This is a genomic window from Micrococcus sp. EYE_212 (genome assembly GCF_023147585.1).
Lineage (GTDB): Bacteria > Actinomycetota > Actinomycetes > Actinomycetales > Micrococcaceae > Micrococcus.
The window spans coordinates 65,714-78,102 of the sequence record NZ_JAHXOZ010000011.1 but is presented as its reverse complement, the minus strand read 5'-3'; the positions used below and the strand labels follow the sequence as shown (position 1 = coordinate 78,102).

At 73.2% G+C, this 12,389-nt stretch carries 11 protein-coding genes; 9 read left to right on the top strand and 2 right to left on the bottom strand.

Annotated features, from left to right (window positions below):
• Positions 1 to 27: 27 nt before the first annotated feature.
• The 9 genes from KZX60_RS08495 (at position 28) to KZX60_RS08455 (ending at position 10,545) form a co-directional block, all read left to right on the top strand.
• Positions 28 to 1,248 carry a PLP-dependent aminotransferase family protein gene (locus tag KZX60_RS08495; RefSeq protein WP_248117389.1) on the top strand — a complete coding sequence of 407 codons (1,221 nt, stop codon included), beginning with the start codon at positions 28 to 30 and terminating at the stop codon, positions 1,246 to 1,248.
• 53 nt (positions 1,249 to 1,301) lie between these two features.
• Positions 1,302 to 2,921 carry a fumarylacetoacetate hydrolase family protein gene (locus KZX60_RS08490; protein WP_248117387.1) on the top strand — a complete coding sequence of 540 codons (1,620 nt, stop codon included), beginning with the start codon at positions 1,302 to 1,304 and terminating at the stop codon, positions 2,919 to 2,921.
• Positions 2,896 to 3,606: a GntR family transcriptional regulator gene (locus KZX60_RS08485; RefSeq protein ID WP_248117385.1), complete on the top strand. Its 711-nt coding sequence runs from the start codon at positions 2,896 to 2,898 to the stop codon at positions 3,604 to 3,606. Before KZX60_RS08490 ends, KZX60_RS08485 begins: the two co-directional genes overlap by 26 nt.
• The gene (gene hpaE / locus KZX60_RS08480; protein ID WP_248117383.1) at positions 3,603 to 5,144 is read left to right on the top strand and encodes a 5-carboxymethyl-2-hydroxymuconate semialdehyde dehydrogenase; all 1,542 of its coding nucleotides are present in this window, start codon (positions 3,603 to 3,605) and stop codon (positions 5,142 to 5,144) included. Before KZX60_RS08485 ends, hpaE begins: the two co-directional genes overlap by 4 nt.
• A 298-nt stretch (positions 5,145 to 5,442) precedes the next feature.
• Positions 5,443 to 6,609 (top strand): 3,4-dihydroxyphenylacetate 2,3-dioxygenase, encoded by a 1,167-nt coding sequence (gene hpaD, locus KZX60_RS08475; RefSeq protein WP_248117381.1) that lies wholly within the window; start codon positions 5,443 to 5,445, stop codon positions 6,607 to 6,609.
• Between the two features lie 245 nt (positions 6,610 to 6,854).
• Positions 6,855 to 7,241, top strand: coding sequence for a cupin domain-containing protein (locus KZX60_RS08470; protein WP_248117379.1), 387 nt, complete (start codon positions 6,855 to 6,857; stop codon positions 7,239 to 7,241).
• Positions 7,242 to 7,332: 91 nt separating this feature from the next.
• Entirely contained in the window at positions 7,333 to 8,118 is a 786-nt protein-coding gene (gene hpaH / locus KZX60_RS08465; protein ID WP_248117377.1) for a 2-oxo-hept-4-ene-1,7-dioate hydratase, read from the top strand.
• Between the two features lie 13 nt (positions 8,119 to 8,131).
• On the top strand, positions 8,132 to 8,983 hold the full coding sequence (locus KZX60_RS08460) for an HpcH/HpaI aldolase/citrate lyase family protein (RefSeq protein WP_282442729.1): 852 nt from the start codon (positions 8,132 to 8,134) through the stop codon (positions 8,981 to 8,983).
• Positions 8,984 to 9,033: 50 nt separating this feature from the next.
• Complete coding sequence (locus KZX60_RS08455) at positions 9,034 to 10,545, top strand: protein adenylyltransferase SelO family protein (protein WP_248117375.1); 1,512 nt, start codon at positions 9,034 to 9,036, stop codon at positions 10,543 to 10,545.
• 6 nt (positions 10,546 to 10,551) lie between these two features.
• On the opposite strand, the gene KZX60_RS08450 is transcribed toward KZX60_RS08455, so the two are convergent.
• Positions 10,552 to 11,856 carry an FAD-dependent oxidoreductase gene (locus KZX60_RS08450; protein ID WP_248117373.1) on the bottom strand — a complete coding sequence of 435 codons (1,305 nt, stop codon included), beginning with the start codon at positions 11,854 to 11,856 and terminating at the stop codon, positions 10,552 to 10,554.
• Positions 11,853 to 12,182: a bifunctional 3-phenylpropionate/cinnamic acid dioxygenase ferredoxin subunit gene (locus KZX60_RS08445; RefSeq protein WP_248117440.1), complete on the bottom strand. Its 330-nt coding sequence runs from the start codon at positions 12,180 to 12,182 to the stop codon at positions 11,853 to 11,855. Before KZX60_RS08445 ends, KZX60_RS08450 begins: the two co-directional genes overlap by 4 nt.
• Positions 12,183 to 12,389: the final 207 nt, after the last annotated feature.

The window sequence follows — 12,389 nt, the reverse complement described above, 5'->3', positions numbered from 1 at the left end:
GGGCGGCCCTTGCTAGGGTGCGGACTCGTGCATCCTCGTCGTGAACTCCTCGCCCAGCGCGCCCTCGGCGTGACCCAGTCCGCCGTGCGCGACGTCTTCGACATCGCGATGGACCCGAACCTCGTCTCGCTCGCGGGCGGCAACCCGTGGCTCGCGGACCTCCCGCTCGAGGAGCTCTCCCGGATCGCCGCGGACCTCGTGGCGCAGCACGGCACCGAGTCGCTGCAGTACGGCCCGGGCCAGGGCCTCGAGGAGATGCGCCAGGCGGCGGCCGCCGTCATGGCCGCGGACGGCATCCCGGACGCCGACCCCGAGCTCGTCGTCATCACGCCCGGCTCCCAGGCCGCCATCGACACCGCGTGCCGCACGTTCGCGAACCCGGGCGACGTCGTCGTGGTGGAGGACCCCACCTTCGTGGGCGCGCTGACCACGTTCAACACCTGGGAGCTGGATCCGGTGGCCACCCCCACGGACGAGCAGGGCCTCGTCCCGTCCGAGCTGGATGCCACGCTGACCGCGCTGGCCGCCGAGGGCCGACGCGTGGCCTTCCTCTACACGATCCCCTCGTTCGCCAACCCCTCCGGCGCCCTCCTCCCCGAGGAGCGCCGCGAGGAGGTGGCCGCGGTGTGCGAGAGGCACGGCGTGCTGATCGTGGAGGACAACCCGTACGGGCAGATCGCGTTCGACGGCGACCCGCTCACCCCGATCGCCGCGAGGCACCGGGACAACGTGGTGTACCTGGGCACGATGTCCAAGATCTTCTCCCCGGGCGTGCGCATCGGCTGGGCGCTCGTGCCCTCCGCCCTCAAGCGCGAGTTCTACCTCGGGGCGGAGTCCGCGTTCATCCACGCCTCCACGTACTCGCAGATGCTCTCCACCGCGTTCGTCACGCAGCTGGACTGGCAGGGGCACGTGCGCGCGGTGACGGGCCTCTACAAGGAGCGCGCTGAGGCCCTGGCGTCCGCGGTGCGCGAGCACTGGGACCCGGCCGTGGACGTCATCACCCCACGCGGCGGCTTCTTCCTGTGGGCCACGCTCCCCCAGGGCGTGGACACGCTCGAGCTCATGCACCGCGGCATCGAGGCCGGCGCCGTGTTCGTCCCCGGCGCCGCGTTCACGCCGGTGGACGGGATCCACTCGACCCTGCGCCTGGCCTACCCCTTCGTGGAGTCCGAGAAGCTCGTGGAGGGCGCGCGCCGCCTGGCCCCCGTGGTGAACGAGGCGGTGGCGGCGAACCGCTCCCGCTGAGCCGCGCGCGGAGCCCCTTCCCCGGCCCCGGGTGATCGTATACGATCGCTGGCATGACGCAGAGCACACCCGAGATCTCCGGCCCGCAGCCCTCCGGCACCCCGACCGTCACCGAGCATGACTTCGCGGACCGCGGCTCCCGCCCCGGCAAGGTGGTGGCCCTCCACCTGAACTACCCCTCGCGGATCGCCCAGCGCGGCCGCTCGCCGAAGTTCCCCGGCTACTTCCTCAAGGCCGGCACCTCGATCGCCCGTTCCGGCGACGTCGTCGAGCGCCCCGTCGGCACCGAGCTCCTCGCCTACGAGGGCGAGATCGCACTCGTGATCGGCACCGCGGCCCGCCGCGTCACCCCCGAGCAGGGCTGGCGGCACGTCGCCGGCGTCACCGCCGCGAACGACTGGGGCCTCTACGACCTCCGCCACGCGGACAAGGGCTCCAACGTGAAGAACAAGTCGGGCGACGGCTACACGCCGCTCGGCCCGGCCGTCATCTCCGCGGACGGCCTGGACCCCGAGGCCCTGCGCGTGCGCACCTGGGTCAACGGCGAGCTCGTGCAGGACGACACCACGGAGGGGCTCGTCTTCCCGTTCGGCCAGCTCGTGGCCGACCTCTCCCAGCTCATGACGCTCGAGCCCGGCGACGTCATCCTGACCGGCACCCCCGCCGGCTCCTCCGTGGCCCAGCCGGGCGACGTCGTCGAGGTGGAGGTGGACGCCCCCACCGCCGCGGGCGCCCCGACCACGGGCCGCCTCGTGACCCGCGTGGTCGAGTCCGAGCACGCCATGGCGCCGTTCGGCCACGGCCCGCAGGTGGACGACGCGCAGCGCGAGGAGGCGTGGGGCTCCCGCGAGGCCGCCGGCCTGCCGCCGGCCGCCCAGGACGAGGCCGACGACGCCGCGGGCTCCGGCGCAGTGGACGAGCACGGCCGCTACGTGCCCTCCGCCCCGGTGGCGGACCGCACCCTGCTCACCGACGAGCTGCGCGCCAAGATCAACGAGACGGCGGTGGCCACCCTCACCGCGCAGCTGCAGAAGCGCGGCATCCAGAACGCCACGATCGACGGCCCCCGCCCCGTGCACGCCGGCCAACGCGTGCTGGGCTACGCCAAGACCCTGCGCTACGTGCCCAAGCGCGAGGACCTCGCCACGAAGTTCGGCGCCGGGTTCAACGCCCAGAAGCGCGCGATCGACTCGGTGGAGCAGGACGACGTCGTGGTCATGGAGTCCCGCGGCGAGCACGGCACCGGCACGCTCGGAGACGTCCTCGCCCTGCGCGCCCAGGTCAACGGCGCGAACGCCGTGATCACCGACGGCGGCATGCGCGACTCCGCCGCCGTCGCCGAGGTGGGGCTGCAGGTCTACGCGAATGCCTCGCACCCGGCCACCCTCGCGCGGCGCCACATCCCCTGGGAGGTCGGCGGCACCATCGCGTGCGGCGGCACCACCGTGCAGCCCGGGGACATCATCGTGGGCGACGACGACGGCGTCGTGGTCATCCCCCCGGACCTGCTGGTCGAGGTCGTCGAGGACGCCTACGAGCAGGAGCGGCAGGACGCGTGGGTGTTCGACCAGGTCAAGGCCGGCCACCCCGTGGACGGGCTCTTCCCGCCGAACGCGCAGTGGAAGGCGAAGTACCAGGAGTTCCGCGATGCCCAGCGCCGCGTCGAAGGCTGACCTGGCCTACCAGGCGATCCTGCGCGGGATCCAGGAGCAGCGGTACGGGCCGGGCGACCGGCTGGTGCTCGCCCAGATCGCGGACTGGCTCGGCATGTCCGTGGTGCCGGTCCGCGAGGCGATCCGCCGGCTGCAGTCTGAGTCCCTCGTGGAGTACGAGCGCAACGTGGGCGCCACCGTCGTCGGGATCGACCCGGTGGAGTACCGCGACACGATGGAGACCCTCGCGCTTGTCGAGGGGTTCTCCACCGCGCAGTGCGCCCCGCATGTGACGGCGGCCGAGATCGCCCGGGCGCGCGCCGTGAACGAGCGCATGCGCGCGCTGGCGGACGGCCGGCAGGCGTGGGACCCGGTGGCGTTCACCGCCCTGAACCGGGACTTCCACGCCGTGCTGTTCGAGCACCACCAGAACGCGCACGTGCAGGACCTCGTCCACCGCGGCTGGAACCGCCTGTCCGCGCTGCGCTCGTCCACGTTCGCGTACGTGCCCGGGCGGGCCGCGGCGTCCGTGGCGGAGCACGAGGACCTGCTGCGCCTCATCGAGTCCGGCGCGGACTTCGCCGCCGTCGAGCACGCCGCCCGCACCCACCGGCTCAACACCCTCCACGCCTACCTGGACCACCAGGCAGACCACCCCGAGACCGCCCCCATCCGACTGCCATCCCCGCCCGAGAGGACATCATGAGCGAGACCGCCATCTCCCACCGCAAGCCCAAGGGCCTGCCGGACGTCATCCGCCACTACATCGACGGCGAGTACGTCGACTCCATCGACGGCGACACCTTCGACGTCCTGGACCCCGTCACCAACGAGTCCTACATCCAGGCCGCCTCCGGCAAGTCGGCGGACATCGACCGCGCCGTGGCCGCCGCGAAGGCCGCCTTCGAGCGCGGCGAGTGGTCCCAGGCCCTCCCCCGCGCCCGCTCCCGCGTGCTGCACAGGATCGCCGACATCATGGAGACCCGCGGCGACCAGCTCGCCGAGATGGAGTGCTTCGACACCGGCCTGCCGATCAAGCAGGCCAAGGGCCAGGCCGCCCGCGCCGCGGAGAACTTCCGCTTCTTCGCGGACCTGATCGTGGCCCAGCACGACGACGCCTTCAAGGTGCCCGGCCGCCAGGCCAACTACGTGAACCGCAAGCCGATCGGCGTCGCGGGCCTCATCACGCCGTGGAACACCCCGTTCATGCTCGAGTCCTGGAAGCTCGCCCCGGCCCTGGCCACCGGCAACTCCGTGGTGCTCAAGCCGGCCGAGTTCACCCCGCTCTCGGCCTCCCTGTGGGGCGGCATCTTCGAGGAGGCCGGCCTGCCCCAGGGCGTCTTCAACATGGTGCACGGCTTCGGCGAGGAGGGGTTCGCGGGCGACCCGCTCGTGAAGCACCCGGACGTCCCGCTGATCTCCTTCACCGGCGAGTCCCGCACCGGCCAGATCATCTTCGGCAACGCGGCCCCGTACCTGAAGGGCCTGTCCATGGAGCTCGGCGGCAAGTCCCCGGCCGTCGTCTTCGCGGACGCGGACCTGGACACCGCCATCGATGCGACGATCTTCGGCGTGTTCTCCCTCAACGGCGAGCGCTGCACCGCCGGCTCCCGCATCCTCGTGCAGCGCGACGTCTACGACGAGTTCGTGGAGCGCTACGCGAAGCAGGCTGCCAACGTGAAGGTCGGCCTGCCCTCCGACCCCACCACCGAGGTCGGCGCGCTCGTGCACCCCGAGCACTACGAGAAGGTCATGTCCTACGTGGAGATCGGCAAGGGCGAGGCCCGCCTCGTGGCCGGCGGCGGCCGCCCGGAGGAGTTCCCGGAGGGCAACTTCGTGCAGCCCACCGTGTTCGCGGACGTAGCCCCGGACGCCCGGATCTTCCAGGAGGAGATCTTCGGCCCGGTCGTGGCGATCACCCCGTTCGACACGGACGAGGAGGCCCTCGAGCTGGCCAACAACACCAAGTACGGCCTGGCCGCCTACATCTGGACCAACGACCTCAAGCGCGCCCACAACTTCGCGCAGGACGTCGAGGCCGGCATGGTGTGGCTGAACTCGAACAACGTGCGCGACCTGCGCACGCCGTTCGGCGGCGTGAAGGCCTCGGGCCTCGGCCACGAGGGCGGCTACCGCTCGATCGACTTCTACACCGATCAGCAGGCCGTGCACATCAACCTCGGCGAGGTGCACAACCCCGTGTTCGGCAAGCAGGAGCAGGCCGCCTCGAAGATGGACGGCTGACGCGCCGGGCCTCCTCCGCCGTCGTTCGCGAAGCGGGGCCCCACCTCCGCTTCCCCTCGCGGAACGGGAGGCTGAGGCCCTCTGCCCACCGACGGCGCCCGCACCCTCCTCGTGAAGGCATGGGCGCCGTCGTCGTGCCGGGGGCGCATCCGTTGCGGCACGGACGCAGGGGTGGGCGGGAATGCCCGTCCCGCCCTTCCCCCCGGGCCGCGTGATCGTATACGATCGAGTCAGTGACCGTGTCCCAGGCCACAGCGGGGCGTCACCGCCGACACCCCACCTCAGCGAAGGAGCATCGATGACCAACCTCGAGAGCCGCCAGAAGACCTCGTCCGGCTTCTACGTGACCAAGGAAGCCCCCATCACCCCGGAGAACCCCCTCCCCACCCCGACGTCCGAGGCGCCGGACATCCTGCGCTGCGCGTCCATGGAGCTCGTGGTCACGGACCTGGAGCGCTCCCGCAGCTTCTACGTGGACGTGCTGGGCCTCGTGGTGACCGAGGAGGACGACGAGGTCATCTACCTCCGCTCCATGGAGGAGTTCATCCACCACAACCTGGTGCTGCGCAAGGGCGAGATCGCCGCCGTCGCCGCGTTCTCCTACCGCGTGCGCAACCCCGAAGACCTGGACAAGGCCGTGGCCTTCTACGAGGAGCTCGGCTGCCGCGTGGAGCGCAACAAGGACGGCTTCGTGAAGGGCGTCGGCGACTCCGTGCGCGTCGAGGACCCGCTGGGCTTCCCCTACGAGTTCTTCTACGAGACCGAGCACGTGGAGCGCCTGGCCTGGCGCTACGACCTCTACACCCCCGGCGCGCTGGTGCGCCTGGACCACTTCAACCAGGTGACCCCGGACGTGCCCCGCGCCGCGAAGTTCATGCAGGACCTCGGCTTCCGCGTCACCGAGGACATCCAGGACGAGCAGGGCACCGTGTACGCCGCGTGGATGCGCCGCAAGCCCACCGTGCACGACACCGCCATGACCGGCGGCGACGGGCCCCGCATGCACCACGTCTGCTTCGCCACGCACGAGAAGCACAACATCCTCTCGATCTGCGACAAGCTCGGCGCGCTGCGCATGTCCGACCACATCGAGCGCGGCCCCGGCCGCCACGGCGTCTCGAATGCGTTCTACCTGTACCTGCGCGATCCGGACGGCCACCGCGTCGAGGTCTACACCCAGGACTACTACACCGGCGACCCGGACAACCCGGTCGTCACGTGGGACGTGCACGACAACCAGCGCCGCGACTGGTGGGGCACCCCGGTCGTGCCGTCGTGGTACACGGACGCCTCCCTCGTGCTCGACCTCGACGGCAACCCGCAGCCCGTCGTCGCCCGCACGGACGAGTCCGAGATGGCCGTGACCATCGGCGCCGACGGCTTCTCCTACACCCGCGAGACCGAGGGCGAGGAGTCCATGCCCGAGTGGAAGCAGGGCGAGTACAAGCTGGGCAACCAGCTCTGATCCGCTGTGCCGGACCGCCGGTGCGCGACACCACCGCTGTGCCGGACCGCCGGCGCATCAGCTGGGCGCAGTACTGCCAGGTAACCCCCCGGGTTACCTGGCAGTACTGCGCCCAGCTCATCCAGTGCCTGTGCCGCGGGAGGCCTGTGTCGCGGGAGGCCTGTGCCGCGGGGAACCTGGGGGGCCTGGGGGCGGGGGGCGGGGACCGCAGACATGGCGGACGACACCCGGACTAGCCTGGCGGCATGGACGAGACGAACGCGCCGACCCCTGAGGCGCCCCGCGTGCTGGCCGACGTCGCCGCGCTGATGGACGGGCTGGCCGCGGCGGAGCCCGGCGCGGCCTGGCGTCTCGAGGACGACCCGCGCGACCTGGACGTGAACCTCGTGCGGCTGCCCGCAGGCGGGCGCAACGAGCCGTTCGAGGGCCCCGGGCTGGATATCCTGGTGCACGTCGTCGCCGGCTCGGGCGTGCTCCACACCGACGGCGGCGACGTTCCCATCCGCGCCGGCCAGCTGCTGTGGCTGCCGAAGAGCTCCCGCCGCGGCTTCACCGCTGGAGACGAGGGCCTCGCCTGGCTGACGGCGCACCGGCGGAAGCAGGGGCTCGCGATCGGACACCGGCCGGGCTGAGGCCCGCACCGCCGTCGTGAGCGGGCCCACACCCGGGCGGATCGCAACGTATACGATTGGCGCAGCCCGCCGTCGCACCCCGAGGAGCACCATGCTGGACCATGAGACGCACGTGAAGATCGCCGACGAGCTCTTCGAGGCCGGCCGCACCGGCACCCCCGTGCCCCTGCTGACCGCCCGCCACGCGGGCATGGAGATCGAGGACTCCTACGCTGTGCAGCGCATCTGGGCGGAGCGCCGCGTGGAGGCGGGGCACCGCGTCGTCGGGCACAAGATCGGCCTGACCTCCAAGGCCATGCAGGCCGCCACCGGGATCACCGAGCCGGACTACGGCGTGATCTTCGACGACCAGGTGTTCGAGTCCGGCCACGAGTACGAGACCGCGCGCATCACCAACCCCCGCATCGAGATGGAGCTCGCCTTCGTGCTCAAGGAGGAGCTGCGCGGCCCGAACGTGACCCTCTTCGACGTGCTGCGCGCCACCGAATACGTGGTGCCCGCGCTCGAGGTCCTCGACGCCCACGTGGAGCTGCAGGGCCGGACCATCGTGGACACCATCGCGGACAACGCCGCGCTCGGCTCCATGGTGCTCGGCGGCCGCCCCGTGGCCCCCGACGCCGTGGACCTGCGCTGGGTGGCCGGGACGCTCTCCCGCAACCAGACCATCGAGGAGACCGGCGTGGCCGCGGGCGTGCTGAACCACCCGGGCAACGGCGTGCACTGGCTGGCCAACCGCCTGGCCGAGCACGGCGACGCGCTCGCCGCCGGGGAGATCGTGCTCGCCGGCTCCTTCACCCGCCCGATGCACGTCAGCGCCGGGGACACCGTCACCGCCGACTACGGGCCGCTCGGCACCGTCACCTGCCGGTTCGCCTGAGAGGACCCCCGCCATGCCCGTGCGCCACCACCCCCAGCCCCTCGTGAGGGACCTGTTCACCGCGGAGGCCCGCGCCGCTCGCGGCGGCCGCCCCGCCGCCGGCATGTTCCTCAGCTCCGGGGACTGCACGGCCGCGGAGATCTGTGCCGGCGCGGGCATGGACTACCTCCTGATCGACGGCGAGCACGCCCCGCTCTCGCTCGAGACCGTCCTCGCGCAGCTGCGCACGATCGCCGGGTACAGGGTGCCCGTCATGACGCGCGTGCCCGCCCTCGACGTGGTGCTGGTGAAGCAGTTCCTGGACCTCGGCGCCCAGACCCTGCTCGTGCCGATGGTGGACGACGCCGAGCAGGCTGCCGAGGCCGTGCGCGCTGTGCGGTATCCGCCGCAGGGGGTGCGCGGCGTCGGGTCGGCGCTGGCGCGGTCGGGGCGCTGGAACCGGATCGAGGGGTACCTGCCGCAGGCGGCGGACCACGTCAGCCTGTTCGTGCAGATCGAGACGGCGGCCGGCGTCGAGAATGCCCGGGCCATCGCGGAGGTCGACGGCGTGGACGGTGTGTTCGTGGGCCCCTCCGACCTGTCCGCGTCGATGGGGCTGCTCGGTCAGCAGGCCCACCCGGACGTGGTGGCGGCTGTGGAGTCGGTGATCACCGAGGTGAAGGCCGCCGGGAAGATCGTCGGCGTCAACGCGTTCGTCACGGTCCAGGCGCAGGCCTACGCGGCCGCCGGGGCGGACTTCGTCAACGTGGGGGCCGACGTCGCCCTGCTGGCCCGTGCCGCCGAGGCCCTCGCCGAGACCTGGTGCCCCGCCCCGGAGGCCGGCGATCCAGGCGAGGGCGAGGGCACGCCCCGCGCGTCGTACTGACAGGCGCTCTGACCGGGCCGGACCCCCGGTCACCGTGCCACCCTGGATCCATGCCCACCCCCGGTTCGAAGACCCCGCGCCTCACCCACCGCTTCGCCGACACGTTCCCCGAGCTCGCCCTGCCGTGGGAGGCCCAGGAGACGCCCGCGCCCCAGCTGGCCCTGCTCAACAACGAGCTCGCCGAGCTGCTGGGCATGGACGCGGAGTGGCTCGCCACCGACGACGGCGTCCGGTTCCTCACCGGCGAGCAGCCCGGCCCGGACGCCCGCCCGGTCGCGCAGGCGTACGCGGGGCACCAGTTCGGCGGCTACTCGCCGCGGCTCGGCGACGGCCGCGCCCTGCTGCTCGGTGAGATCGCCCCGATCCTTCCGGGCGCCGACTCCCCCGCCGCAGCCCGCGCCCTGCGCGACCTCCATCTGAAGGGTTCCGGCCGCACCCCCTTCGCGCGCGGCAACGCGGACGGCCAGGCCGTCCTCGGCCCCATGCTGCGCGAGTACGTCGTGGCCGAGGCGATGCACGCCCTCGGCGTGCCGACCACGCGCGCGCTCGCCGTCGTCGCCACGGGCGCCCAGGTGCTGCGCGAGGACCTGCTGCCCGGCGCCGTGCTCGCGCGCGTCGCCGCCTCCCACCTGCGGGTGGGCACGTTCCAGTATGCGGCGGCGCTCCCGGACGCGGAGGCCTCGAAGGACCTGCTGCGCCGGCTCGTGGACGAGGCCGTCGCCCGCCACCACCCGCACGCCGCCGACGCCGAGAACCCGGCGCTCGCGCTCTACGAGGCGGCGGTCGGCGCGCAGGCCGAGCTCGTGGCGCGCTGGATGCTCGTGGGGTTCGTGCACGGCGTGATGAACACGGACAACGTGACGCTCTCGGGCGAGACGATCGACTACGGCCCGTGCGCCTTCATCGACGCGTTCGACCCCGGCGCCACGTTCTCCTCGATCGACGTGCAGCACCGCTACGCCTTCGGCAACCAGGGCCCCATCGCGGCGTGGAACCTCGCCCGGCTCGGCGAGACGCTGCTCCCCCTGCTCGACGACGACCCGAACCGGGCCGTCGAGCTCGCCCAGGAGGCCCTCGCGGGGTTCCAGCCCCGCCACCTCGCCGCGTGGCGCGCCGGCCTGCGGGAGAAGCTGGGGCTGAGCACGGACGTGCCGGACGAGACCGTCACCGAGCTGACCGACCGGCTCTTCGTGCAGCTGACCGAGGCGAGCACGGACTGGACCTCGTTCTGGGTCCGCCTGGCGGACATGGCCGAGGCCGATGCGGAGGCCGATCGCCTCATCCCGGGCGCCCGCACCCCCGACGAGGTGGCCGCGTGGCTGCGCGACTGGCGGGCCCTGAGCCCGGACGCCGCGGCAATGCGCCGCGTGAACCCGGTCTACATCCCGCGCAACCACCTGCTGGACGCCGCGCTCACGGCGGCCGAGGACGGGGACCTCGCGCCCGTGCGCGAGCTGCTCGAGGCGGTCACGGACCCGTTCGCCCCACGCCCCGGCTTCGAACGGTACGCGCAGCCGGCCGCGGTGGGCGGCGCCCCGTTCGTCACCTACTGCGGGACCTGAGCGCCGTCACCCGCGCGCGAGAGACCTCACGGGCACCGCCGGATCCGCCAGGGCCTCCGGGTCCACCAGGATTGCGCGGTCGATGATCCGCCGCGCCGCCTTCACGGCCATCGGATCGTCCACGGACGCGGCCCCGCGCATCGTGCCGTCCGCGGCGAGCGCGAAGCTCGCCACCGTCCGGCCCCGCACCTCGCGGTGGACGTGCCGGCCGCCGTCGGGAAGCGCCATGTCCCCCACGGCCTCGACGTGCGCGCCGTGCCGGTCCGACCAGAACCACGGCGCGCCGGGCGCGGCCGGCTCCTCGCCCATCAGGGCCGCCGCGGCCGCGACGCCCGCCTGCATGGCCGGCTCCCAGTGCCGCGACGCCGGCCAGGCCGAGTCCCGCAGCCGCGCGACGTCGCCGACGGCGAGGATCCCCGGCACGGACGTCCGGCCCGCGGCGTCCACCAGCACGCCGTCCGCGGTCTCGATCCCGGCCTTCTCGGCGAGTGCGGTCTCCGGGACGGTGCCCGTGGCCAGCACGACGACGTCGGCGTCCACGGTGCGGCCGTCCTCGAGATGGACGCGGTGGGCGGTGGGGAGTCCGCCGCCGGGATCGTCCACCGCCTCGTCCGCGTGCTCGATCCGCGCGACGCGCCCGACCTCCAGCTCGACCCCGTTCTCGGCGTGCATGCGGTGCAGGCGCGCGGTGATCGCCGGTCCGACGGCGGTCAGTGAGGGCGTCCCGGTGCTCGTCACGAGCGTGACGTCGGCGAAGGCGGCGCGGGCCGACGACGCGGCCTCGGCGCCCGTGAAGCCTCCGCCGATCACCGCCACGCGCGCCCCGAAGTGCAGCCGGGCCACGAGTGCGTCCGCGTCGGCGCGGGTGCGCAGGGTGATCAGCCGCGCATCGTCGGCGCCGGGCACCGCCAGCGGGCGCACCCGACCGCCCGTCGCGAGGACCACGACGTCCGCCTCCCGGGACTCCCCCGTGTTCAGCCGCACGCGGTGCCGCGCGTCCGCGCCGCCGGGCTCGAGCGCCTCAGCCCGCGCGGTCACGACCTCCACCCCGTGCTCGGCGAACCACGACGGCGGGGCGAGGAGCAGCCGGGGCCCGTCCGTCTCCCCGGTCAGGTAGTCCTTGGACAGCGGCGGTCGGTCGTAGGGCAGGCCCTCGGGGTCCGCGATCGTCAGCGCGCCCGCGAAACCGCGACGGCGCAGCTCGCGCACCAGGGAGAACCCGGCCAGCCCGCCGCCGAGCACGAGCACGGAGGCGGAAGCCCCGCCGGGAGCCCCGCCGTCGTCCGCCACAGGCACGAGGCCCGCGCTCATTCGCCCGGCGTCAGGTAGAGCTGGCCGTCCCGCGCCTCCACCGCATGCGTGCCGACCGGCCTCGTGGCCGGCAGGCACAGCGCCTCGCCGGACCTGAGGCAGAACTCGGCGGAGTGCAGCGGGCACTCGACCTTCGTCCCCTCGAGCCACCCCTCGGCCAGGGATGCGTCCTCGTGGGTGCAGGTGTCGTCGATCGCGTAGAACGCGCCGTCCTCGGCGTGGAACACCGCGACGTCGTCGCGCGTGCCCGCCGTCTGCGCCGGGATCACGCGGGACTCGCCCTCCGGGATGTCCGCCGCCGCGCCGATGTGGATGGGCTCCGCCATGTGCTGCCTCCGTGCTCCGCCGGCCCACGCCGGCTCCTTCAGGGTCTGCACGCCACGGTATCGCGCGGGCGTCAGAGGACCTCGACGGCGCGCACCGTCCCGTCCGCGCAGCGCCTCGAGCGGGGCGGGGGCGGCGGCCATGTCCTCGTCCGAGCGGACGGGGACGTTCAGGAGCACCCAGAGCAGCGCCGTCGTGACCAGGATGAT

Excerpts from the sequence above, each read along its gene's own strand:
- KZX60_RS08470 (WP_248117379.1), top strand. The coding sequence starts at position 6,855 with ATGGACGAGACGAACGCGCCGACCCCTGAGGCGCCCCGCGTGCTGGCC.
- hpaD (WP_248117381.1), top strand. The coding sequence starts at position 5,443 with ATGACCAACCTCGAGAGCCGCCAGAAGACCTCGTCCGGCTTCTACGTG.
- KZX60_RS08490 (WP_248117387.1), top strand. The coding sequence starts at position 1,302 with ATGACGCAGAGCACACCCGAGATCTCCGGCCCGCAGCCCTCCGGCACC.
- hpaH (WP_248117377.1), top strand. The coding sequence starts at position 7,333 with ATGCTGGACCATGAGACGCACGTGAAGATCGCCGACGAGCTCTTCGAG.
- KZX60_RS08485 (WP_248117385.1), top strand. The coding sequence starts at position 2,896 with ATGCCCAGCGCCGCGTCGAAGGCTGACCTGGCCTACCAGGCGATCCTG.
- KZX60_RS08450 (WP_248117373.1), bottom strand. The coding sequence starts at position 11,856 with ATGAGCGCGGGCCTCGTGCCTGTGGCGGACGACGGCGGGGCTCCCGGC.
- hpaE (WP_248117383.1), top strand. The coding sequence starts at position 3,603 with ATGAGCGAGACCGCCATCTCCCACCGCAAGCCCAAGGGCCTGCCGGAC.
- KZX60_RS08460 (WP_282442729.1), top strand. The coding sequence starts at position 8,132 with ATGCCCGTGCGCCACCACCCCCAGCCCCTCGTGAGGGACCTGTTCACC.
- KZX60_RS08455 (WP_248117375.1), top strand. The coding sequence starts at position 9,034 with ATGCCCACCCCCGGTTCGAAGACCCCGCGCCTCACCCACCGCTTCGCC.
- KZX60_RS08445 (WP_248117440.1), bottom strand. The coding sequence starts at position 12,182 with ATGGCGGAGCCCATCCACATCGGCGCGGCGGCGGACATCCCGGAGGGC.